Below are 21,581 nucleotides of genomic sequence, written 5' to 3'. Positions count from 1 at the left end.
GTGGGAGTTCACCCTTCTCGTTCGTGGATGTGTGGATACCACCGCGGTCAGCGGTACTTACCGAGTTCGAGACGCGCAACGACGTTGCGGTGGACCTCATCCGGGCCGTCGGCCAGGCGGAGCGAGCGTGCTCCGACCCAGGCCTGGGCGAGCGGGAAGTCGTCGGTCATACCGGCGCCGCCGTGCAGCTGGATGGCCATGTCGATGACCGACAGGGCCATGTTGGGCACCTCGACCTTGATCTCGCTGACCGCCGACAACGCCTCGGCCGACATGCCCTGGTCGAGCAGCCAGGCGGCGTGGTGGACGAGCAGTCGTGAGCGGTTGATCGCGATGCGGGCGTCGGCGATGCGTTCGCTGTTGCCGCCGAGCCGGGCCAGCTGCTTGCCGAAGGCCTCACGTGAGAGTGCCCGCTTCACACCGAGTTCCAGCGCCCGCTCCGCCAGGCCGATGGCCCGCATGCAGTGGTGGACGCGTCCCGGCCCGAGGCGGCCCTGGGCGATCTCGAAGGCGCGGCCGGGTCCGAGGAGGATGTTCGACGCCGGAACACGCACGTCGGTGAAGGACACCTCGCCGTGGCCGAACGGTTCGTCGAAATAGCCCATGGTGGTGAGCATCCGGTCGACCTTGACGCCGGGGGTGTCGATCGGGATGAGCACCATGGTGTGCTGCGACTTGCGGTCGGCTTCGGCGTCGGTGACGCCCATGAAGATCAGGACCTTGCAGTCGGGATGCCCGACGCCGGTGGAGAACCACTTGGTGCCGTTGATGACGACGTCGTCGCCGTCGAGGACAGCGGTCGCGGCCATGTTGGTGGCGTCCGACGACGCGACGGCCGGTTCGGTCATGCAGAAGGCGCTGCGGATGTCGGCGCGCAGCAACGGTTCCAGCCAGCGCTCGCGCTGCTCCTCGGAGCCGTAGCGCAGCAGGACCTCCATGTTGCCGGTGTCCGGAGCGTTGCAGTTGAAGATGACCGGCGACAGCGCCGACGATCCCATCGCCTCGGCGATCGGGGCGTAGTCGACGTTGGACAGGCCCTCTCCCCCGTCGGTGCCGAAATCCGCGGCGTAGCGACCGGCGTGCGCGGCCGGCAGGAAGAGGTTCCACAGACCCTCGGACCGGGCTTTCGCCTGCAGTTCGGCGATGATCGGCGACGGCGTCCAGGGATTTCCGTCCCCGTCGCGTCGTTCCTTGATGTCCCGGTGGATCTCGGGTTCGGCGGGTTCGATCTCGTTGGTGACGAACGCCCGCACGCGCTCGGTGAGTTCGGCGGACCGCGGTGACGGAGAGAAATCCATTCCCCGACCGTATCGCGGAGCCCTCTGTCCGGGGGCTAGTTCCGGTACAGCGTCGAGCCCTCCGGGCCGGCCGTGGTGCTCACCAGTTTGGCGAAGCAGTGGTCAGGGTCGAATCCCTGCGTTCGGCACCAGCTGTTCGCCTCGACCGGGCCCGGGAATGTCGCCGCCGCGACCGTCACCCACCAGCCCCTATACGAGAACACCGGCCACTCGTCACTCCACAGCAGGCGAACATCGTTGAACCGCAGACGAAGTGCCAGGAACTCGTCGAGGATGGCCTGGTCGGTCCACGTACGACCGTCGGCGACGAGACCGGCGTGCTTGGAACTGAGCTGCGCGACCCACCGGTTGTTCAGGTTCGCCAGGATGAACGCGCGGTCGGCGTCGGCCTGCAGGCGCAGGGCGTTGACACTGGTGGCGGTGACGTCGGCGCCGGCCGGGAACACCGTGTCGGTGGCCTCCGACGACGCCGACGACCTGCCCGACGCCGGTGCGGTCACGGCCGGGGCCCGCTCCGGCGTCGAACCCCGGTCGCACTCGACGAGGTATTGTCCGCCAGCCGAATTCGCGTCGTTCAAGGTGTCGGGCAGGCGGAAGAAGCTACCCGGCGGGTAGGTCAGTTCCAGGTTGAGGGCCGCTCCGCCGTCGGGTGCCGGGACGGCGAGCGGGGATCGTCGGAAGTCGAAGCTGCCCGAGGCGACGAGACCACCGCCGTCGGAGATGGTGATACGGGTCTGCGGACCGAACAGGACGTCCCCGTCGGGGCACTTCGCGGTGACCTTCATCGTGACGACGAGGCCACCGGCAGCGGTGCGGAACGACTGGGGTGTGAACACGGGCGGCGAACCGCACGGTGTCACGTACTGCGTTCCCCCGCCGCCGGATCCGCTGTTGCCCGCCCGGGTGGTGCCCGGCACGATCGCCCGCGGACCCGTCGGGGCGAACCCGGTGATGGTGGTCGAGGTCAGGGTCACCAGACGGTCGCCGAGGGCGAAGGTCAGCGCCGGACCGGGTTCGTCGCCGACGCGGACATTGCCGATCACATTCGGCGGCAGCGACCAGGCCGGTGATCCGCTGTACAGGTCGAGTGCGGCGATCCCGCCGTCGGGTGTCGGGGTGATCAGCCGTTCGCCGTCGGTGACGGCATGGCCGCTGACCGCGGCGTTCCGGCCCGCGGACGCACGCCACAGCAGGCGCCCGGTCTCGGTGTCGAGGGCGAGGTACTCGCTGCCGGATCGGTCGAAGACGATCACCTCGCGGTCGTCGGCGAGCACCACCCGCGACCCGAAGACGTCGACCTCCGGTATCGCCGCGGTCCACGGCGAGGTCCCGTTCCGGACGTCGGTGTACCGGCCGTCGACGAGCATCCGACTTCGCTGGCCGGTCGTCGCCGACGCCGGGACGATCGCGTTGTCCCCGGAGAGCTCCGCTGTCGTACCGTCGGGCCGCAGCACCACGAGCCTGCGGTTCGCGACCGCCATCCCGTCGGAGTCGCCCGTCTCGAGGACCAGGGTCCCGTCGTCGAACCGGCCGATCTCGCTGGTGCCCGCCTTCGCGACCAGGCGATCGCCGTCGTCGGCCGAGACGCCGACGACCCGCAGACCGGAGGTGACGACAGTGGTGTCGGTCGCTGTGAACGCTGAGGCGTCACCGCTGCCGGGTGCCGCCGTGGGCAGATTGTCGACCGGCCGCGACCAGAGAGGACCGTCCCGGGTGATCTTGTGGAACACGACCGAATCGGTCGCCGGCACGTACTCGACGACGAAGGCCGCGTCCCCGTTGTAGGCGACGCCGCCGGTGTTGGGCGGCGCCGGCACGGTTGCGAGTGCGGCGCCGGACCGGACGTCGATGAAGTGCAGTGTGTCGGCGTCGCGGCAGACGAGGGAGTCGTCGACGATCGTGTCCGCGCAGGTGGACACGGGTTCGCCGAAGCGCCAGCGTTCGCCGGTACGCGCGTTGACGCCCACGGCCCAGTGCGAACCGCCGACACTCGTGTACGGATCGCCGACGATCGTCACGAGCGTCTCACCGTCGGCGATCGCGCCCACCGTGCCGTAGCGCCCCTCGGACGGGATGACCGAGTTGAACTTCTGCCCGCCCATCGACGCCGCGGTGATCGACCATTCCGCGCCGGGCGCCACCGGATACGACGCCGCCAGCTGACCGTCGACGAGGTCGGGGTCGTCGGCCTGCGACAACCTCCACCAGACGACGCCGACGACGACCAGTGCGACCACGCACAGCAGTGCGACGCCGATGATGAGATAGGCCGTGGTGTTCGACCGTCGCGGCGGCGGACCGGCCATCGGATACCCCGGTGGACCCACTCCTGGAGGGCCCATTCCCGGCGGTCCGGTCGGTGGGGTCGGGTACATGCCCGGGTACGGGTACTGCCACGGCGGCGGGGAGGATCCGGGGAATGCCCCGGGCACCACCGTCGGATGCGCGGGTTGGCTCGTCGTCGGCGGCTCGTCGGGCCGGGGCGCGCCGGAACCACCTTCGAACGGCGGCCCCGAATGCGACATCACCCCAGTCAAGCTCAGTTCACGATCGCGGGACTATCCTTCGCGCAGACGAATCCCGTGAGTCAGCCCGCGTGTGCGGCGGGAACGTCTGCACGCCTCCGCGTTTCGTACCGCACCAGCACCCACGTGCAGAGCGCGACCCACAGCACACCGACGATCCAGCCGGACACCACATCCGTCGTCCAGTGCACCGCGAGCTGAATGCGGGTGAGCCCCACCAGGATCGACATCAGTGGCGCGAGCAGCAGAATCCACCGGTGGTCGCGCACCCACGCGAAGCAGCGGTAGGCGACGACCGCGAAGAGGCCGAACACGACCATCGTCATCATCGCGTGGCCCGACGGGTAAGAGAACGAGTCGATGTTCAGCAGCCGGTCCTCGATGGGCGGGCGGTTGCGCGCGAACCCGAACTTGAGGCTCTGCATCAGCACGTAGCCCAGGATCGTGCCGAGGGCGACGTACACGGCGTCGACGCGGCGTCCGGCGTACGCCAGTGCGACCACGGCCAGAACGGTGAGGGCGGTGACCACCAGGGTGTTGCCGAGGGTGGTGATCACCTGGGCGATCGTGATCCAGGGCTCGGAGCGGTTCTGGACGACCCAGTCCCACGCGTTCTCGTCGATCGTCGTCGGCGAAATGAACATCCGCTGCCGGCCTTTCTCCACCGCGGTCGCGCTGTCCGTCGCAACCGATCCCACACGTCAGCCACTTTATCCGGGGCTTCGCAACCGTTCGTCGCCACCGACACCGGACCGGCTGTGACCTGCCGGAATCCGATGCTCAAGCCGTCCTCAAGTGCACTGCAAGAGGCCAGACCGACAGTGGTCTCCGTCAGCCCGAACCCCGACCCCTGAGATGAGGACCCACCCGATGACGACCCATCCCGCTGCCACCGCGTTCCCGATCCAGCTCCGCCTCCCCGGTCAGGCCGCCGCGCCCGAGGGTCCGATCGACCCGTTCATGATGTACGTCCTCCACCACGCGTTCCGCCGCGATCTCGCCGACTTCGCCGCGGCCGTCCCGCGCACCAAGCTCGACGACCCCGGCACCTGGCGAGCCCTCGCCGACCGGTGGACGATGTTCGCCACGGCGCTGCATCACCACCACAACGGTGAGGACCTGGAGCTGTGGCCGCTGCTCGAGGAACGCTGCGACGAGACCGAGAAGCGGGTCCTCGAGGCGATGGACGCCGAACACGATCAGATCGACCCGATCCTCGAGGAGTGCGCTGCCGGTTTCACCATGATGGCCGCGCACCCGAACGAACAGACCCGTGCCGAGCTGGTCGACGCACTCGTCCGCGCCCAGCCGATTCTCGGCGATCACCTCGCGCACGAGGAGGCCGACGCCCTCGCCATCGTGCAGCGTCGGATGACCATGCACGACTGGGAGGAGTTCGAGGCCAAGATGAGCAAGCAGTCGGGCCTCGGCGAGATGCTGAAGATGAGCCCGATGATGGTCAAGGGGCTGTCCGACGTCGACCGCGAGGTGGTGTTCGCCCGCCTCCCCGGCATCCTCAAGCTGCTCGTCAGGCTCGGCGGCCCGCGGTTCCGTCGCCTCGACAGCCGCGCGTTCTACTACCTGAACCGATGAGCGCGTGCTGGTCGGGCGGTCCCGGCCGCCCGCGGGATCGCTACCTCACCCCGGAGGCGCAGGCTGCGAACAGCGCTTCCGAGCGGAGGGCGCGATCCTGCAGCGGGTCCGGGCCACGCCGAGACGTCACTTCGCGAGCGCGCGCCCGATCACGAGACGCTGGATCTGGTTGGTCCCCTCGAAGATCTGCGTGATCTTGGCCTCGCGCATGTAGCGCTCGACCGGGAAGTCGCGGGTGTAACCGTAGCCGCCGAAGACCTGCACCGCATCGGTGGTGACCTTCATGGCGGCGTCGGTCGCGACGAGCTTCGCGGTCGCCGCGGCCCGGGAGTACTCCATGCCCGCATCACGACGACGCGCCGCGTCGAGGTAGGTGGCACGTGCGGAGTCGACGGCGGCGGCCATGTCGGCCAGCACGAACGACAGACCCTGGTGATCGATGATCTTGCGGCCGAACGCGGCTCGCTCCTGCGCGTACTCGACGGCCGCGTCGAGCGCTGCCTGCGCCAGACCGGTCGCCACCGCGGCGATGCCGAGTCGCCCGGAATCCAAGGCGGAGAACGCGATCTGCAGGCCTTGTCCTTCGGCGCCGAGACGGCGGCCCTCGTCGATGAAGGCGTTGTCGTACGACGCGCCGGTGGTGGGGACCGCGTGTAGGCCCATCTTGTCCTCGGGCTTGCCGAAGGTCAGGCCCTCGGTGTCCCGGGCGACGAAAAGACAGGAGATGCCCTTCGAGCCCTCGCCGGTACGCGCGAAGACGTTGTAGACGTCGGCGATGCCGCCATGGGTGATCCACGCCTTGGAGCCGGTCATCGTGTAACCGCCCTCGGTGGGCGTCGCGCGGCACGCCAATGCCGCCGCGTCGGAACCGGCCTGCGGTTCACTCAGGCTGTAGGCACCGATCAGCTTGCCGTTCAACAAGTCCGGGAGCCAGCGCTGCTTCTGCTCCTCGGTGCCGAAGTTGAACAACGGGTGACACGCGAGTCCGTGGACGCTGACCGCGACCGCGACCGACGCCCAGCGTGCGCCGAGCTCTTCGAGCACCTGCAGGTACACCTCGTACGGCTGTCCGCCGCCGTCCCACTCGGTCGGGTACGGCAGGCCGAGGAGACCGGCCTCACCGAGCTCGGCGAACAGGCCTTCCGGGTACTTCCGCTCCTTCTCGTACTCACTCGCGATCGGCGCCATCCGCTTGTCGGCGATGTCGCGGACCAGCGCGATCAGGTCGCGAGCGTCGTCGTTGGGGAGCAGACGGTCGACCGGCATCGGTACCTCCAGGTGAAAGAGCTCAGGTAACTGAACTAGTACTCAAGTCCTCTGCACAGTACTATTTTGGCAGCGGTCAGTACAGCTGACGACATCGGTGAGGAGTCCCATGCCACGCGAGGGGTTCGCGACGCGGCGTCGCGCCGCCCTGTTCGACGCCCTGCTCGAACTCATCCTGCGCGACGGCTTCGCCCATCTGTCTATCGCCGACATCGCCGCCGAACTGAGATGCTCCAAGTCGACGCTCTACACCCTCGCGGCCAGTAAGGAACAACTGGTCACGGCCACCGTGACCCACTTCTTCCGCACCGCGACCGAACAGGTCGAAGCAAGGGTCGAGTCGTCGAAAACTCCCCGGGAGCGGGTCATCGCCTACCTGGTGGCCGTCGGCGAAGCGCTGTCACCGGCGTCGGAGGCGTTCATGCGGGACCTCGACGCCTTCCCGCCGACCCGCTCGCTCTACGAACTCAACACCGCCGCGGCCGCGGCCCGCGTTCAGAAGCTGATCGCCGAAGGTGTCGCCGCGGGCGACTTCCGAAATGTCGACGCCGCCTTCGCCGCCGACCTCGCCGCCTCGATGATGAGCCGCATCCAGCGCCGCGAGGTCTGGGCCGCCACCGGTCTCGACGACGCCGCCGCGTACCGACAGCTCGCGAGCATTCTCACGGCCGGGATCGACGCGGGATAGTCGCCACTACCGGCTCAAATCCGGGACGCGCACGTGCCGCGTCGCTGGGGCCGGCAATCACGCCCATCAACAGTAGGTATCCCCCGGCGATACCTACTGCCGAACCACGCCATCACCCCCGAAGCCCTCGACGCACCGGTTGACAATCCGCTTAATAAATCACAGTATCTACGTGATTCTGGTCACGCGTCGCATCCCGGGCGGCGCGCATTACAACGGAGGTCCTGTGAAGCGCAGATTCGTCAATACGGTGGCCGCGGTCGCCGCGGTCTCTCTGTTCGCGGCCGGTTGCGCCGACAACGGCAGCGGCGGAGGGGATTCGGTCGGCGAGGGGGACACCATCAAGGTCGGCCTCATGTACGACGTGACCGGTCCCGCGGCCGCCGGCAGCGTCGGCACCGACACCGGAGCCAAGGCCCGCATCGACACGATCAACGCCGCCGGCGGAATCAACGGCCGCAAGCTCGAGCTGGTCATCGGCGACTCCGCCTCGACCCCTGCCGGCGCCCAGTCGGCCGCCAAGACGCTCGTCGAGCAGCACGGCGTGTTCGCCGTCATGACCTGGACCTACACCGCGAACGCTGCGGCCCCCTACCTGGAGCAGCAGAAGGTGCCGGTGATCGGCGGTAGCTGGGATTCGGCGCCGCAGTGGGCCCACGGCGAGAACTTCTTCGGTACGCAACCGGCGAACACCGAGGCATCGGTGGTCACCACCTATGGAAACTGGTTCAAGCAGGCCGGCGTCACCAAGGCCGCGTCGATCGGATTGAACACGGCCTCGGGCAAGACGGCCGCGGAGAAGGTCGCCGAGTCGATCAGATCGGCCGGGATCGACGTCCCGCTGGTCAATACGTCCATCGACCAGACCACCGCCGACTTCGGACCCACTGCCATCGCGGTCAAGAACTCCGGTGTGGACGGGCTCTACGTCGCACTCGCGCCGAACGGAATCTACGCTCTTGCAGCCGCATTGAAACAGCAGAACGTCAACGTGAAACTGGCCATGGCCGGCACCGGCTACGGTCAGGACCTGCTGGACAACCCGTCGGCACGGCAGGGCGCCGACGGCATGCAGTTCGTCATGCACTACCAGCCGAAGGAGCTGAACACCGACGCCACAAAGGCGATGGTGACGGCACTCGAAGGCCAGGGTTTCACCGGCTCGCCCGGGTTCGCCGTCGCCGGTGGTTACACCGACGTCGATCTGTTCGCCCACGGCCTGCGGCTCGCCGGTGACGACGTCACCCGCGAGAACTTCATCAGCAAACTGCGGGACGACACCAGCTGGAACGGCGAGGGATTGATGGCGGGCACCGCGTCGTTCCCCGAGTTCGTTCCCGCCGGTCCCGGCCTGAACTACGGCAACTGCATGTACGTGTCCGAACTCCGCGGCGAGAGCTTCGTCCCGGTCGTGGACACCCCCTACTGCGGCGACAACATCGGCTGATCAAAACCGACGAACGACGGATTGGGTTGACCCATGCTTGAATTCACGGTGGCCGGACTCGCTCTGGGCTCGATCTACGCGATCGTCGCCTCAGGGCTGGTCATCACCTATGTATCTGCCGGCGTACTGAACTTCGCATTCGGTCCGATGGCGTTCTTCCTGGCACGCTTCTACTATTTCCTGCACAGCGAACAGGGCATGGGCATCCTCCCGTCGTTCGTCATAGCGGTGGTCATCGGCGGTCCGGCGCTGGGCGTCGTGCTCTATTACGCCTTGTTCCAACACATCCGACGGTCGTCGACGCTCATCAAGATCGTCGCGACGATCGGGCTCTCGGTAGCCCTCCCCGCTGCCAGCCGGCTCATCTTCGGCGACCTCGCGGTGACCGTTGTCCCTGGCCTCGCTCCCGAGCCGGTCGCGGTGTACCGGATCGGCGGCGTCGCCATCAACCTCAACCAGGTGCTGATGATGGGCGCCCTGGTGCTGCTGGTGGTCGCCGGCGGACTGGTGCTGAAGTTCACCCAGGTCGGCCTGGTGGTGCGGGCGATGGTCGACACCGAGGCGATGGCGCAGCTCGTCGGGGTCAACACGCGGCTGGTGTCGGTGGGGGTCTGGGCATTCAGCTCATTCCTCGCCGGTGTCGCCGGGGTCCTCGTGGCGCCGACCGTCGGATTGTCGTCGGATCAGTTCGTCCTCCTGGTGAGCGCTGCATTCGCGGCGGTGGTCATCGCACGATTCGTCAAGATCGGCATCGCCATCGCGGCCGGTCTGCTCATCGGATGGCTGACGACCGTCATCCAGAGCCAGCTGCCCTCCGACAGCAGCTGGACCACCGCCGTAGTTGCCAGCACGCCGTTCGCGCTGATGCTCGCGGTGCTGCTCTACTATCGCGTCACCGGCAAGGGCGCCGACGAGGACACCGGTGTCGGCGGCGCACTGGACCGTGCGATCGCGGTGGTGGACACCGGAACCGCGAAGGTCGCCGAGGGAGCTTCGCGGCGCCTCTCGCACGGTTCCCGTGGACCCCTCTTCGCCCCCGGCGTGCTGATCGCGATCGTGTGCGTGGCCCTGCTGCCCCAGGTCCTTCCGAACTACTGGGTAGGCCTTGTCGCCCAGGGCATCTGCATGGCCGTCGTCTTCCTCTCCTTCACCCTGCTGACCGGCCAGGGCGGCATGGTGTGGCTGTGTCAGGCGGCGCTCGCCGGGATCGGCGCGGTCACCACGGCACAACTGGTGACCGAGTTCGAGTGGCCCGTCATCGGGGCACTGCTCGCGGCGGGTGTGGTCACCTCCCTGTTCGGCCTCGTGATCGGTCTCGTCACGATCCGCCTGGGCAATCTGTACATCGCGCTGGTGACGCTGAGTTTCGCCCTGTTGATCCAGACGATGATGTTCACCCGAGAGTGGATCGAGAACAGTGGTGCAGGAATTGCCCTGCTGCGACCGGACTGGCTCGACGGCGACGCGGACTTCCTGTACTTCGGGTTGATCATCTTCTCTCTCGCCTCCCTCGTGGTCCTCAACTTCCGTCGGTCCACGGCCGGCCTGGCCCTGGCCGCGGTCCGATCCAGCGAAGCCGGCGCGCGGTCGATCGCGATCAACGTGGTGCAGGCCAAGCTGATGGTCGCGGTACTCGCCTCGGCAACAGCAGGTGTCGGCGGCGGGATGATGGCGCTGTACGCAGGGGCGGCCACCCCGCTGACCTACTCGGCCATCCTCGGCATGGTCTGGCTCGCGGTCCTCGTCACCATGGGTGTGCGTTCGAACGTCGCGGCACTCTTCGCCGGCATGGCACTCACGGTGTTCCCCGGGATCTTCACAACCTACTTCCCGCACGAGATCGGCGACCTGCCGACCGTCCTGTTCGGTGTCGGCGCGATCCTCGTCGCGCGTGACCCCGACGGGGTCGTCGCGACCCAGGCACGTCAGATCGCCGGTCTCGCAAGTCGGTTGCGGGCACGGGTCGGCGGACCACCCTCCGCCACGCCTCCGCCCGGTGACGACATGATCACGCCCGCACCACAACCCGCCCGGGAAGGGGTAGCACGGTGAAACACACCGAGAGCCGAACGACCGGTGACCTCGTGTTGTCCACCGCCGACATCACGAAGAAGTTCGGTGGCCTGGTGGCCCTCGCCGACGTCAGCGTGCGCGTGGCGCCCGCCTCGATCGTCGGCCTGGTCGGGCCCAACGGCGCCGGCAAGAGCACCCTGTTCAACGTCATGTCCGGGTACCTCCGGCCGACGTCGGGCTCGGTCTTCATCGACGGCGTCGAGCAGACACGCCGCAGCGGACCCCAACATCGCGCGACAATGGGCGTCGCCCGCACCTTCCAGCATCCAGAGTTGTTCTCGGACCTGACGATCCGCGAACACCTGGTGCTGGCCAAGCGGGTCCGGTCGGCCCCGCGACGGCTTTGGACCGACCTGCTCAAAGTGTCGGGTCTGCGGATGTCGACGGCCACCCGGGACGACACGGTCGACGCACTGCTCGAGGATCTGTCGCTGACCGACGACGCCGAACGACTCGCCGTCGGCCTGCCCCTCGGCGTCGCGCGCCGGGTGGAGGTCGGCAGAGCGCTCATCACCGATCCACGAGTGGTGCTGCTCGACGACCCGTCATCCGGTCTCGACGAATCCGAGACACGCGACCTCGCACAGGTCCTGCGGGACGCGAGGATCCGCCATTCGGTGGCCCTGGTCCTCGTCGAACACGACGTCGACCTGGTGCTCGGGCTGTCCGATGAGGTGTACGTGCTCGACTTCGGCAAGCTCATCGCGCACGGCACACCGGAGGAGATCCGTCGTGACCCGGCCGTCCGCGCCGCCTACCTCGGCGACGACCCCGGCACAGCAGCACCCGACTCGCCCGCACCCGAACCGGCAGGACTCCCCCGATGACAACCGACCACGTCCTCGAAGTACGCAACCTCTCCGTGCGGTACGGCCCGGCACTCGCACTGCACGACGTGTCGTTCGACGTCCGGGCCGGTTCCGTCACGGCCGTTCTGGGTACCAACGGCGCGGGAAAGACGACCCTGGCCCGAGCACTCTGCGGACTCGTCCGTCCCAGCGCGGGATCCATCCTGTTCGACGGGACCGACCTCGTCGGCAGGCGAGCCGACCAGATCGCTCGAGCGGGACTGATGTACCTGCCCGAGGGCCGCGGCATCTTCCCCGGGCTCAGCGTGGGCGACAACCTCCGCATGGCCACGGTGAGCCACCCTCGCGAGCAGCGGTCTGAGAACATCGATCGGGCCGTCGAGTACTTCCCCGTGCTCGCCGAGCGACTGGGACAGCGTGCCGGCACGCTGTCCGGTGGTGAGCAGCAGATGCTCTCGCTGGCAAGGGCATTGGCGTTGCGCCCGCCGCTCGTCATCGCCGACGAGATGTCGCTGGGCCTGGCCCCGAAAATGGTGGACATGGTGTTCGAGGGGCTCGCGGCCGCTGCTGCGGCCGGCACCTCGATCCTCATGATCGAGCAGTTCGTCCACCGGAGTCTGGCGATGGCCGACTCCGCACTGGTCATCCGACGCGGGGGCCTCGCTTGGCAGGGTCCCGCCGACGGAGCAGCGGAGGCGGTCGAGGAACACTACGTCCCCTCCGGACGCACGTCGTCCGCGTAGTCCTCCTCGTCCGACCGAAGACGGCGAACCCCACCACTTCTCGAGGAGCGGTGGGGTTCTTCGTCTCCTGGTTCTTCGCTCACCGGGCGCGTCGTGCTCGGCGTCAATCCGACGGCCGCCGGGTGACCGGCGCGGATGAGGGGTTGTTCGGTGGACCGCCGACGCGGTCGACGTGGAAGAAGCGTTGCGGCACAGACGGAGGCGACGATCGCCACGGCCGCCAGCACCGCGAAGCCGACCGCGAATCCGGTTCGTGTACCCACCGAGGCGGCCATGGTCAGGATTCCGGTCACCGCTACCGTGCCGACCGCACCGCCGATCGTGCGCAGATTGGCGTTGACGCCGCTCGCCTGAGCAGTGTCTCCGGGGTCGACCGACATCACCACGACCGTGGATATCGCCGGGAAACAGCAGCCGAAGCCGAGCCCCATGACGAGTGTGAGGGCCCAGCGCACCGACGAGCCGTGCTCGGCGAGCGCCAGTGTCAGCAGCACCGAGGCGACCACCGCCGAGCCGAGCGCGACCATGGCCCGTGACCGGAGGCGCCGGATCAATCTGCCCGCCACGAAACCCACGACGAACATACCGAGGCTCAAAGCCACCATGTACAGCCCCACGGACGCACTCGACAGTCCGAAGCCGCCGCCCGAATCCTGTAGGTAGGCAGGCAGAAGAGCGAAGACACCGAACAGTACGAACCCGATCAGCAACGAGATCGTGTGCGAGGCAGCGACTGCACGAGTGGACACCATCAGGCGCACGTCGATGAGCGCATGCCTCGACCTCAGTTCGGACACAATCCAGGCCGCGAACGCCACGACGCTCAGCACCGCAGCCAGGATCGTCGTCCGCGATGTCCATCCCCACGAGCTTCCCTGGCCGAGGACGATGAGCGCAGTCGACAGCCACCCGGCCAGGAGGACGGCCGCGGCGACATTGATCTTCGTGTCGCTCTTTGCACGAATGGACGGCACCACGATGGCCACCACGATTCCCGAGATGACGCAGAGCAGAGCGGGTATCAGGAACAGCCAGGCATAGCCGAGGTACTGCAGGATCGGCCCGGCGAGCACGGTTCCGGTCGCGTTGCCCATACCCGCGACTCCCCCGACCACACCGATCATGGCCGGAAGCCGGTGGGACGGCAGGATCGCTCGCAGGATGCCGTATGCCAGCGGGATGATACCGCCGCCCACCCCCTGCAGAATTCGACCGGCGACCGACACGGCGAGGGTCGGCGCACACGCGGCGATCAACGCACCGGCGGCCAGGCACGCCAGCGCGAACAGGTACATCCGCTTGAGCCCGCGGATGTCTCCGAGCCGCCCGACCACCGGTGTGCTGACGGCAGACGACAGCAGGAAGCCCGTCAGTATCCAGGCCACATCCGATGTGGTGACCCCGAATTTCTCCCGTAGCGAGGGGAGGACGGGTACGAGCATCGCCTGCAGCAGCGAGTATGCGACCACGCCGCCGATCGCGGCGCCCACAGCAAGGTACTCGGCGAGCGGCCGGTTGCCCTGTTCGGTGGCCACCGATCGGCGACGGCCGGTCAGGCCAACGCTCTTGCGAGAGCGGTGGTCTGGACGGCCGCGAAGTGCGCGCTACGGGATCCCGGCAGCGATGTGAACCCATGGCACACATCGGGCGCCACATGGAGCTCGGTCGGCACCCCGGCGTCGATCATCCGTTGCGCGTATGCGATTCCCTCATCCCTGAGCGGATCGAGTCCCGCCACGAGTACGAAGCTCGGTGGAAGCCCGGACAGGTCGTCGACGCGTGCCGGCGCACCGTAGCTGCCGAGGTGCCGGCGATCGTTGCCCGCGTACAGGTTCCACGACTGCACCACCTTGGCGCGGTTCCACACCGGGGTGTCGGTGAAGCGCATCGCCGACTCCGTCGTCGCTCGATCGTCGGTCACGGGGCAACCGAGCATCTGGAACGCCAGCGACGGCCCGCCCCGATCACGGGCCATCAGCGCGACCCCGGCCGCGATACACGCTCCCGCACTGCTGCCTGCCACGGCGAGCCGGTCGACGTCGAAGCCGTTCGCGCGGTCGTCCGCCCACCGCAGCGTCGCATAACAGTCCTCGAGCGCTCCGGGACACGGACGTTCGGGAGCGAGGCCGTAGTCGGGGTTCACCACCGCGATCCCGAGCTCGCGGGTCCAGGAGACGCACTGGGCCTCAATGGATTCCCGGTCTCCCATCACGAACCCACCGCCGTGGATGTTGATCACGGCGGCGGGCTTGTCCACCCCCACCGGTCGGTAGACGGTCACCGCGACCGGCCCGTCGGGAGCCGCGACCTCGATCTCCTCGCAGACGATGCCGGACAGGTCCAGCGGCGGCGCACCGGCACTCGCCTGTTCGACGAGTGCCCGCCCGGCGGCACGCGCGGCGACGGGGTCGTCGAGTGCCAGATCCGGGAGATGCGGCGCGATCGCCGCGAGTTCCGGGTGGAGTCCGGTGGTGTCGATCATCCGGGGATGCCTCTCGAGTCGTGGTGCAGGGAAACGGAAACGGCGCGAACGGTCACGCGAGCGCAGGCGTGGTCGGTCGGTAGAACGCGAGGAGCAGGCCGATCCCGGCGAGGAGCCCGCCGCCGAGTCCGATGACCAGTCCCCACCAACTGTCGAACAGCGGCGCGGACCCGAGGAGATGATCGACGGACAGCCCGCCGGGGCCGGTGATCGCGACGCCGACGGCCATCGCGGCGAGGATCATGTTGTACTCCCAGCCGTTGCCGTTGACGAAGAACCCGCCGTCGCGGTGCACTGTGCAGGCGGCGACGAGCATCACCGCGACGACACCGGCCGCGGCGAAGGAGGTCAGCAGCCCGGCCGCCAGCAGCAGCCCAGCGATCACCTCCGTCGACGCGGCGAGCAGAGCCTGCATCCGGCCGGGGCGCATCCCGATCGAATCGAACCACCGCCCGGTGCCGGGTATGCGGCCGCCGCCGAAGAACTTGTTGAATCCGTGTGCCGCGAAGGTCAGCCCCACCGCGATGCGTATCATCGCGAGGCCGATGTCGATGGCGTCGATCGTCGTACTCCTCTCTGGCGCAGGCCGAATCAGCCTGCGTGGTATTTGATGGTCTTGATCTCGGAGTAGTCGGCGATGCCCGCGTCCCCGAGTTCGCGGCCGAGGCCCGACCGCTTGTAACCGCCGAACGGATCCCAGCCCGGGGAGGCACCGGAGCCGCCGTTGATGTGAACCTGGCCGGTGCGGATGCGGCGCGCCATCTCGAAGGCGCGTCCGGCGTCGGCGGAGAAGATCGCTCCGCCCAGCCCGTAGTTCGAGTCGTTGGCCAGCGCGACCGCCTCGTCGTCGTCGCGGAAGGACATCACCGCCGCGACCGGTCCGAAGACCTCCTCCTGCGCCAGGCGGGACGAGTTGTCGACGTCGGCGAACACCGTGGGCTCGACGAAGAACCCCTTGTCCAGATCCGCGGGCCGACCACCGCCCGCCACGAGCCTCGAGCCAGCAGCCGTGGCGTCGCCGATGAACCCTTCGACCTTCTCCCGCTGCACGGCGCTGATGAGAGGACCCATCGCGGTCGACGGATCGGTCGGGTCGCCCACCTGGATCGCGCGCACGCGGTCGGCGAGGCCTGCGACGTAGTCGTCATAGATGTCGGCGTGCACCAGATGCCTTGTCGTCAGAGCGCATCCCTGTCCTGACTGGGTCACCACGCTGCCCAGGCCCATCGCCAGTGCGGCGTCGAGGTCGGCGTCGGCACGCACGATCATCGCCGACTTCCCACCCAGTTCGAGGAGCACACGCTTGATGGTCGGGGCCGCCTGCGCGGACACAGCGGCCCCGACAGCCTCTGAGCCGGTGAACGAGACGAGGTCGACGCGGGGGTCCGTGCACATCAACGCACCGACATCTGCGCCCCCGTTGACCACGTTGACGACGCCCGGCGGGAAGCCCGCCGCCTCGGCAGCCTCGGCCATCAGCGCGGCGGTGAGCGGGGTGTTCGGCGACGGTTTGAGCACCACGGTGTTGCCGCACGCGAGAGCCGGGCCGAGCTTGGCGATGTTGAGATGGAACGGGAAATTGTACGCGGTGATGGCCGAGACGACCCCCACTGGCTCACGGACCAGGACCGACCCACCCAGCCACGATGATCCGTCCGGTCGCGGATTGACTTGCAGCGGAAGCGATGTGGTGTCCGGCTGACGCGCCTGCTCGACGTAGTGGTCCAGGTGGCCCAGCGGTGCGAGCAGGTGGACGGCACGCACCGAGGCCGACGGCGCACCGGTCTCGGCGGTGACGGCCTCGGCGAGTGCGTCGACACGCGCACGCAGTTCCACGGCGAACCGGCCCAGCATCTCCGAACGTTCCGGCCTGCTCATCGCCGGCCACGGCCCGGAGCCGAAGGCGCGCCGCGCCGCGGCGATCGCGCGGTCACAGTCGGCGGCCGAACCCACCGCGGCGGTCGCGAACTCCTCTTCGGTGGCCGGGTTGACCACCACCATCCGACGGCCCTCGGCCCCGTCGGTCCACTGCCCGTCGATGTACAGCTGCGCCTTGTCGATCACGGTTGTCTCCTCTTGTCGAAAGATTCCTGGCAGGGGGTCGGCGACCCCGGGGCCGTCGGTCGCCGGAACGCGGCGCTCGTCGGACTCACTTCAGCACCAACGGGTTGAGGGGAGATCCCACTCCCCCGACCACCGGCAGCGGCGCCGCGACGAACATGCCGGTGTAGACGCCGTCCTCGGCACAGTCCCGCGCCCAGTCGTCGAGGTCGAAGAGCTCGCCGAGCAGCAGGCCAAGGTCTCGCAGTGCCGCGATGTGGAGTGGCAGGACGGCGTCGCCCTCCGGGTTGGGCAGCGCCTCGACGGTGCGGGTGTCGGTGGCGACCAGCGCCACGTCGGCGTCGGCCAGCCACTGCGCGGTGGACGGGGCCAGCCCGGCCGACCGGGTACGCGGCGACTTCTCCGCCGACAGGAACGCACCCAGCCATCCCGTTCTGATGAGCAGGATGTCACCGGGCTCCACCGTCACCCCGGCTGCCGCGAGCGTCGATTCCAGTCCGTCGACGTCGACCACGCCGGTGTAGGGATCGAGCTGGAGGTGACGTCCGGCGTCGACGAGCACGGCACGCCCGACCAGGCCGTTCGCCAGGTGATGAATACCCAGACGACGCGCCCCGGAGCGCGCCGTGGTGAGTCCCGCCCAGTAGCCGTTGTACATGGTGTCGTCCGCGGCGACGTGGGCGAGACCGTCGAGTTGGGTCGCACCCTGCAGCGGCATCACGACGACGTCGTCGGAGGTCTGGAACCCGAGCGCCGATGAATCGCCGACGATGTCGTCGACGGTGGAGCTGGTGAAGGTGTGGATCGTCGCCACCCGGCTGCCCACCAACGGGGATCGTTTGCCGATCGGGAGTGCCAGCGAGAAGGACTTGCCGGTACGGATCTCCCGGCCGGCCTCGACGACGCGATCGGCGGTGAGGAGGTTGGCGGTGCCACGCTGGTCGTGGTCGCCCCATCGACCCCAGTTGTTGGGTGTGCCGGCGCGCGCGCCGTCGACCTTGCCGTCGGCCGACACGGTGTAGGTGGGTGGACGCCATGCGTCGAGCTGTTCATCTCCTGGAAGCCGCATAGTAGCCATATTAATTATCTAATTAGACTAATAACAATGGATCCGGCATGATCGATCCAACCCGCCGGTCAGGCGCCTCGTGTGCCGCCGGCTCCGGCCGAGTGAGGAGGTCACGTGGACCTGCATTTCGATCCCGAGGACATCGAGTTCCGGGAGTCAGCCCGCGTCTGGCTGCGGGACAACGTCCCCGCCGAGCGACGGCCCGAGGACGGCCAGGCGATGCGGGACTTCGACAACGCCTGGCAACGCACACAATTCGACGGCGGGTGGGCCGGGGTGTCCTGGCCGCGCGAGTACGGCGGCCTCGGACTCTCGGTGGTCAAGCAACTCATCTGGTACGAGGAGTACGCGCGGGCGAAGGCCCCGTACACCGGCACCTCGTTCCCGGCGGTCTTCTACGGCGGCCCGACGCTGGCGCTGCGCGGCACGGATGAGCAGCGCGCCGAACACCTCCCCAGGATCCTGCGCGGCGAGGAGATCTGGTCGCAAGGATTCTCCGAGCCCTCCGGCGGCTCCGACCTCGCCTCGGTGCGGACCCGCGCCGTCGTCGACGGCGACGAGCTCGTGGTGAACGGCCAGAAGGTGTGGTCGAGCTACGCCGACGTCGCCGACTACCACTTCTGCCTGTTCCGCACCGATCCCGATGCCCCCAAACGCCAGGGACTCTCGTGGGTGCTCGTGCCGCTGGACTCCCCCGGCATCGAGATCCGGCGCATCAAGACACTCGCCCGCAACCATCACTTCTGCGAGGTCTTCTACGACGACGTTCGCGTTCCGCTCGCCAATGTGGTCGGCGGACTGGGCAACGGATGGACGGTCGCGATGAACACGCTCGGTTTCGAGCGCGGGTCGGCCTTCCTCACCGAACAGCTCGAACTGTCCCACGCCGTCGACGAACTCATCGAGCTGTGCACACGCTACGACGCGCCGTCGGGTAACCGCCGGGCCATCGACGACGAGACCGTCGCAGCCGAACTCGCCGACCTGCGTGCGAGCGTCGCCGCGCTGCGCGCGATGAGCTACCGCAGCGTGTCGAAGTCGGTCCGCGGCGGTGTACCCGGACCCGAGGGGTCCATCATCCGGCTGTACTTCGCCGAACTGCGGCAGCAGGTCGCGAGCCTGGCGATGAAGGTGCTCGCCGCCGACGGTCTGGAGTTCACTCCGTACTGGGAGGACGGCTGGTCAGGCCTGTGGCTCTGGGACTTCGCGCGCACCGTCGGTGCCGGAACCTCCGAGATCCAGCGCAACATCATCGGCGACCGCGTACTCGGACTGCCCAGATGACCCGACGCCACGCCAACCACACCCGAACCTGATTGGAAGATCATGGACCTACTACTCGACGACGAACGCGCGATCGCCGACCTCGCGCGGGACTATTTCGCCGCGAACGCCGGTGCGGCACCGGCCCATTCCATCGCCGACGGCGCCGAGGTCGGCTCGCCGGTCGCCAGCAGCGCCGAACTCGGCTGGTTCGGGCTGACCGTCGCCGAATCGGCCGGCGGCCTGGGCCTGTCGACGAAGGAACTGGCCATCGCCCACCGCGAAGCGGGTCGCGCCCTCGCACCGCTGCGATTGCTGGCCACCACGGTCGCGGCGACGGCGGCCGCCGTCGCCGGCGACGAGGCCCTGCTCAAGCGACTGCTCGCCGGCGATGCGGTGGCGGCCATCGCACTGTCGACGAGCACCGGGTACCTTCTGCTCGACGCCGATACCGAAACCTCCCTTGCGGTCTCGGTACTCGCCGATTCGACGACGGTCACCGCCGTAACGGCCGGCGATGCCCGGCCCGCCGACCTCATCGACCCCGCGACACCTGCACTGAAGGTCGCCACGCTCGGGGAGGTGCTGGTGAGCGCCGACGCGTCGGTCAGCTCGCAGGCAACCCTCGCCATCGCCGCGGCGCAGATCGGCATCGCCTCGGCAAGTCTGGACATGGCCGTCGACTATGCGCGAGACCGTGAGGCTTTCGGCAAACCGATCGGCTCCTTCCAGGCGATCAAGCATCGTCTCGCCGACGTCGGCGTGGCGCTCGAGGCCGCCGATGCCCAGCTGTTCTTCGCGGCGACGGCCGCCGCCGAGAACCGGGAGGGTGCGGGCTGGGAGATCGCCGCAGCTCGTCTGCTCGCGACCCGCGCCGCGACCGCCGCCACCTCGGCGGCCATCCAGACCCACGGCGCCATGGGCATCACCTGGGACCACGACGCTCATCTGTATCTCGAACGCGCGACCCTGCTCGACCGGATCGGCCCACGCGGCGCGGTTCTGGCGCGAGAGCTGATCGCCGGCGAGGGCGTGACCCCGTGAGCGCCGGCCGCGTCGTGATCGCGGGCGGCGGACTGGCCGGTATGCGGACCGCCGAAACGTTGCGTACCAAGGGCTTCGACGGTGACGTGGTCATCGTGTCTCAGGAGGAGCTCCCGGCCTACAACCGTCCTCCCCTGTCCAAGTCCGCACTCCACCGCGACATCACCGCCGCCGATGTCGGACTGCGGATGCGCAAAGGCGTCGAATTCGAGTGGCGCCTGGGCACGAGCGTCGTCGAAGCCGACCTCGCCGCCGCCCGGGTCCGATTGAGCGACGACACCACGGTGGAGTACGACCACCTCGTCGCGGCGACCGGCGTGCGTCCGCGCCGTCTTGATCTACCCGGGCCAGACCTGTCCGGTCCGACGGGCGGGCGCCACGTCTTGCGAACTGTCGCGGATGCGCAGGCGCTGGCTCGCACTCTGGACGGCCCGCGCGTCGTCGCGATCCTCGGTGCGGGATTCCTCGGCACCGAACTCGCCTGGACCCTGGCGGGACAGGGCCACACCGTCACCGTCGTCGCACCTGAGGCCGAACCGCTCGTCGGGGCTCTCGGGGCAGCCGCCGCGACGTCGCTGCGTCGCCGATCCGAGGCCGCGGGGGTGACCTTCCGGACGGGACGCACCGCGTCGCATCTGCTCGGCGACAACGCTCTTCGTTCCGTGGTGCTCGACGACGGGTCCGAGGTCGTCGCCTCGATCGTGATCGAGGCGGTCGGCTCCGTCCCCAATGTCGAATGGCTGGCGACGACGCCACTGGACGTGAACTTCGGGGTTCCGGTCGACGACACGTTACGCGTGGTCGACGCACTGAACGTCTGGGCCGTCGGCGACGTCGCGTGGGCACCGCAGTCGCTCCTCGGCGGGCTACGCCGGCGGCTCGAGCACTGGACACACGCGGGCGAGTCGGCTCGGCACGTCGCCTCGTCGATCATCGGCACGTCGTCCACCTTCGGTTCCGTACCGGGGTTCTGGACCGAACAGGGTGGCATCCGACTCGACGGCTACGGATTCCCCGGCGCCGCAGACGATCACATCCTCACCGCCGGTGACTGGGACGGACAGTTCCTGGCCCGCTGCGAGAAGGACGGCGAACTCGTCGGTGTCCTGTCGGTCGGCTTCGTGAAGGAATCGGCACCTCTGGTCCGGGAGCTGACCGAACAGGTCGCCGCCGCACCGGCCTGAACGTCAGCTTCCACGACAACGACGTCGGCCTGGCCC

At 68.5% G+C, this 21,581-nt stretch carries 18 protein-coding genes; 9 read left to right on the top strand and 9 right to left on the bottom strand.

Going from position 1 to position 21,581, the window contains the following annotated elements:
• Positions 1 to 47 precede the first annotated feature (47 nt).
• The 3 genes from GKZ92_RS05935 to GKZ92_RS05925 all read right to left on the bottom strand — a co-directional run bounded on the left by GKZ92_RS05935 (position 48) and on the right by GKZ92_RS05925 (position 4,467).
• Positions 48 to 1,298 carry an acyl-CoA dehydrogenase family protein gene (locus tag GKZ92_RS05935; protein ID WP_042378062.1) on the bottom strand — a complete coding sequence of 417 codons (1,251 nt, stop codon included), beginning with the start codon at positions 1,296 to 1,298 and terminating at the stop codon, positions 48 to 50.
• Positions 1,299 to 1,333: 35 nt separating this feature from the next.
• On the bottom strand, positions 1,334 to 3,823 hold the full coding sequence (locus GKZ92_RS05930) for an outer membrane protein assembly factor BamB family protein (RefSeq protein WP_230461906.1): 2,490 nt from the start codon (positions 3,821 to 3,823) through the stop codon (positions 1,334 to 1,336).
• Positions 3,824 to 3,885: 62 nt separating this feature from the next.
• Positions 3,886 to 4,467, bottom strand: a complete 582-nt coding sequence (locus GKZ92_RS05925) for a phosphatase PAP2 family protein (protein ID WP_006360655.1) — start codon at positions 4,465 to 4,467, stop codon at positions 3,886 to 3,888.
• A gap of 226 nt (positions 4,468 to 4,693) precedes the next feature.
• Between GKZ92_RS05925 and GKZ92_RS05920 the strand changes: the two genes are divergently transcribed.
• Positions 4,694 to 5,416 (top strand): hemerythrin domain-containing protein, encoded by a 723-nt coding sequence (locus tag GKZ92_RS05920; RefSeq protein ID WP_006360654.1) that lies wholly within the window; start codon positions 4,694 to 4,696, stop codon positions 5,414 to 5,416.
• A 126-nt stretch (positions 5,417 to 5,542) separates the two neighbouring features.
• Here the strand turns inward: GKZ92_RS05920 and GKZ92_RS05915 are convergent, their stop codons facing one another.
• A complete protein-coding gene (locus GKZ92_RS05915) occupies positions 5,543 to 6,682 on the bottom strand; it encodes an acyl-CoA dehydrogenase family protein (protein ID WP_035753056.1) in 1,140 nt (379 codons plus the stop codon).
• A gap of 109 nt (positions 6,683 to 6,791) precedes the next feature.
• Between GKZ92_RS05915 and GKZ92_RS05910 the strand changes: the two genes are divergently transcribed.
• The 5 genes from GKZ92_RS05910 to GKZ92_RS05890 all read left to right on the top strand — a co-directional run bounded on the left by GKZ92_RS05910 (position 6,792) and on the right by GKZ92_RS05890 (position 12,442).
• Entirely contained in the window at positions 6,792 to 7,370 is a 579-nt protein-coding gene (locus GKZ92_RS05910; RefSeq protein WP_042378064.1) for a TetR/AcrR family transcriptional regulator, read from the top strand.
• Between the two features lie 226 nt (positions 7,371 to 7,596).
• Positions 7,597 to 8,817 (top strand): ABC transporter substrate-binding protein, encoded by a 1,221-nt coding sequence (locus tag GKZ92_RS05905; protein WP_139319419.1) that lies wholly within the window; start codon positions 7,597 to 7,599, stop codon positions 8,815 to 8,817.
• A gap of 33 nt (positions 8,818 to 8,850) precedes the next feature.
• Positions 8,851 to 10,869, top strand: coding sequence for an ABC transporter permease (locus GKZ92_RS05900; protein ID WP_155225090.1), 2,019 nt, complete (start codon positions 8,851 to 8,853; stop codon positions 10,867 to 10,869).
• Positions 10,866 to 11,717 carry an ABC transporter ATP-binding protein gene (locus tag GKZ92_RS05895; protein WP_042378067.1) on the top strand — a complete coding sequence of 284 codons (852 nt, stop codon included), beginning with the start codon at positions 10,866 to 10,868 and terminating at the stop codon, positions 11,715 to 11,717. The genes GKZ92_RS05900 and GKZ92_RS05895 overlap by 4 nt, the downstream gene beginning before the upstream one ends.
• The gene (locus tag GKZ92_RS05890; RefSeq protein ID WP_035753068.1) at positions 11,714 to 12,442 is read left to right on the top strand and encodes an ABC transporter ATP-binding protein; all 729 of its coding nucleotides are present in this window, start codon (positions 11,714 to 11,716) and stop codon (positions 12,440 to 12,442) included. The genes GKZ92_RS05895 and GKZ92_RS05890 overlap by 4 nt, the downstream gene beginning before the upstream one ends.
• Here the strand turns inward: GKZ92_RS05890 and GKZ92_RS05885 are convergent.
• From GKZ92_RS05885 to GKZ92_RS05865, 5 genes are all read right to left on the bottom strand, one after another.
• Complete coding sequence (locus GKZ92_RS05885; RefSeq protein WP_052362809.1) at positions 12,409 to 13,977, bottom strand: MFS transporter; 1,569 nt, start codon at positions 13,975 to 13,977, stop codon at positions 12,409 to 12,411. The two genes, GKZ92_RS05890 and GKZ92_RS05885, sit on opposite strands and share 34 nt — an antisense overlap.
• A 17-nt stretch (positions 13,978 to 13,994) precedes the next feature.
• Positions 13,995 to 14,924 carry an alpha/beta hydrolase gene (locus tag GKZ92_RS05880; RefSeq protein ID WP_042378068.1) on the bottom strand — a complete coding sequence of 310 codons (930 nt, stop codon included), beginning with the start codon at positions 14,922 to 14,924 and terminating at the stop codon, positions 13,995 to 13,997.
• A 52-nt stretch (positions 14,925 to 14,976) separates the two neighbouring features.
• On the bottom strand, positions 14,977 to 15,459 hold the full coding sequence (locus tag GKZ92_RS05875) for a DoxX family protein (RefSeq protein WP_042378070.1): 483 nt from the start codon (positions 15,457 to 15,459) through the stop codon (positions 14,977 to 14,979).
• A 56-nt stretch (positions 15,460 to 15,515) separates the two neighbouring features.
• Positions 15,516 to 16,988: an aldehyde dehydrogenase family protein gene (locus GKZ92_RS05870; RefSeq protein WP_042378071.1), complete on the bottom strand. Its 1,473-nt coding sequence runs from the start codon at positions 16,986 to 16,988 to the stop codon at positions 15,516 to 15,518.
• Positions 16,989 to 17,073: 85 nt separating this feature from the next.
• Positions 17,074 to 18,054, bottom strand: a complete 981-nt coding sequence (locus tag GKZ92_RS05865) for a cyclase family protein (protein ID WP_035753079.1) — start codon at positions 18,052 to 18,054, stop codon at positions 17,074 to 17,076.
• Positions 18,055 to 18,168: 114 nt separating this feature from the next.
• Here GKZ92_RS05865 and GKZ92_RS05860 point away from each other — a divergent pair, with 114 nt between their 5' ends.
• Genes GKZ92_RS05860 through GKZ92_RS05850 form a run of 3 tightly spaced genes read left to right on the top strand, consistent with a single transcriptional unit; the run spans position 18,169 to position 21,545 of the window.
• Positions 18,169 to 19,338, top strand: coding sequence for an acyl-CoA dehydrogenase family protein (locus GKZ92_RS05860; RefSeq protein WP_042378075.1), 1,170 nt, complete (start codon positions 18,169 to 18,171; stop codon positions 19,336 to 19,338).
• 42 nt (positions 19,339 to 19,380) lie between these two features.
• Positions 19,381 to 20,361 carry an acyl-CoA dehydrogenase family protein gene (locus GKZ92_RS05855; RefSeq protein WP_075862752.1) on the top strand — a complete coding sequence of 327 codons (981 nt, stop codon included), beginning with the start codon at positions 19,381 to 19,383 and terminating at the stop codon, positions 20,359 to 20,361.
• Positions 20,358 to 21,545 carry an NAD(P)/FAD-dependent oxidoreductase gene (locus GKZ92_RS05850; protein ID WP_052362810.1) on the top strand — a complete coding sequence of 396 codons (1,188 nt, stop codon included), beginning with the start codon at positions 20,358 to 20,360 and terminating at the stop codon, positions 21,543 to 21,545. Before GKZ92_RS05855 ends, GKZ92_RS05850 begins: the two co-directional genes overlap by 4 nt.
• Positions 21,546 to 21,581: the final 36 nt, after the last annotated feature.

The organism is Gordonia sp. 135 (assembly GCF_009720185.1).
Taxonomy (GTDB): domain Bacteria; phylum Actinomycetota; class Actinomycetes; order Mycobacteriales; family Mycobacteriaceae; genus Gordonia; species Gordonia alkanivorans.
This window is presented reverse-complemented; position numbering and strand designations above follow the sequence as displayed.

Excerpts from the sequence above, each read along its gene's own strand:
- GKZ92_RS05910 (WP_042378064.1), top strand. The coding sequence starts at position 6,792 with ATGCCACGCGAGGGGTTCGCGACGCGGCGTCGCGCCGCCCTGTTCGAC.
- GKZ92_RS05890 (WP_035753068.1), top strand. The coding sequence starts at position 11,714 with ATGACAACCGACCACGTCCTCGAAGTACGCAACCTCTCCGTGCGGTAC.
- GKZ92_RS05920 (WP_006360654.1), top strand. The coding sequence starts at position 4,694 with ATGACGACCCATCCCGCTGCCACCGCGTTCCCGATCCAGCTCCGCCTC.
- GKZ92_RS05875 (WP_042378070.1), bottom strand. The coding sequence starts at position 15,459 with ATGATACGCATCGCGGTGGGGCTGACCTTCGCGGCACACGGATTCAAC.
- GKZ92_RS05855 (WP_075862752.1), top strand. The coding sequence starts at position 19,381 with ATGGACCTACTACTCGACGACGAACGCGCGATCGCCGACCTCGCGCGG.
- GKZ92_RS05925 (WP_006360655.1), bottom strand. The coding sequence starts at position 4,467 with ATGTTCATTTCGCCGACGACGATCGACGAGAACGCGTGGGACTGGGTC.
- GKZ92_RS05900 (WP_155225090.1), top strand. The coding sequence starts at position 8,851 with ATGCTTGAATTCACGGTGGCCGGACTCGCTCTGGGCTCGATCTACGCG.
- GKZ92_RS05930 (WP_230461906.1), bottom strand. The coding sequence starts at position 3,823 with ATGTCGCATTCGGGGCCGCCGTTCGAAGGTGGTTCCGGCGCGCCCCGG.
- GKZ92_RS05935 (WP_042378062.1), bottom strand. The coding sequence starts at position 1,298 with ATGGATTTCTCTCCGTCACCGCGGTCCGCCGAACTCACCGAGCGCGTG.
- GKZ92_RS05915 (WP_035753056.1), bottom strand. The coding sequence starts at position 6,682 with ATGCCGGTCGACCGTCTGCTCCCCAACGACGACGCTCGCGACCTGATC.
- GKZ92_RS05880 (WP_042378068.1), bottom strand. The coding sequence starts at position 14,924 with ATGATCGACACCACCGGACTCCACCCGGAACTCGCGGCGATCGCGCCG.
- GKZ92_RS05865 (WP_035753079.1), bottom strand. The coding sequence starts at position 18,054 with ATGCGGCTTCCAGGAGATGAACAGCTCGACGCATGGCGTCCACCCACC.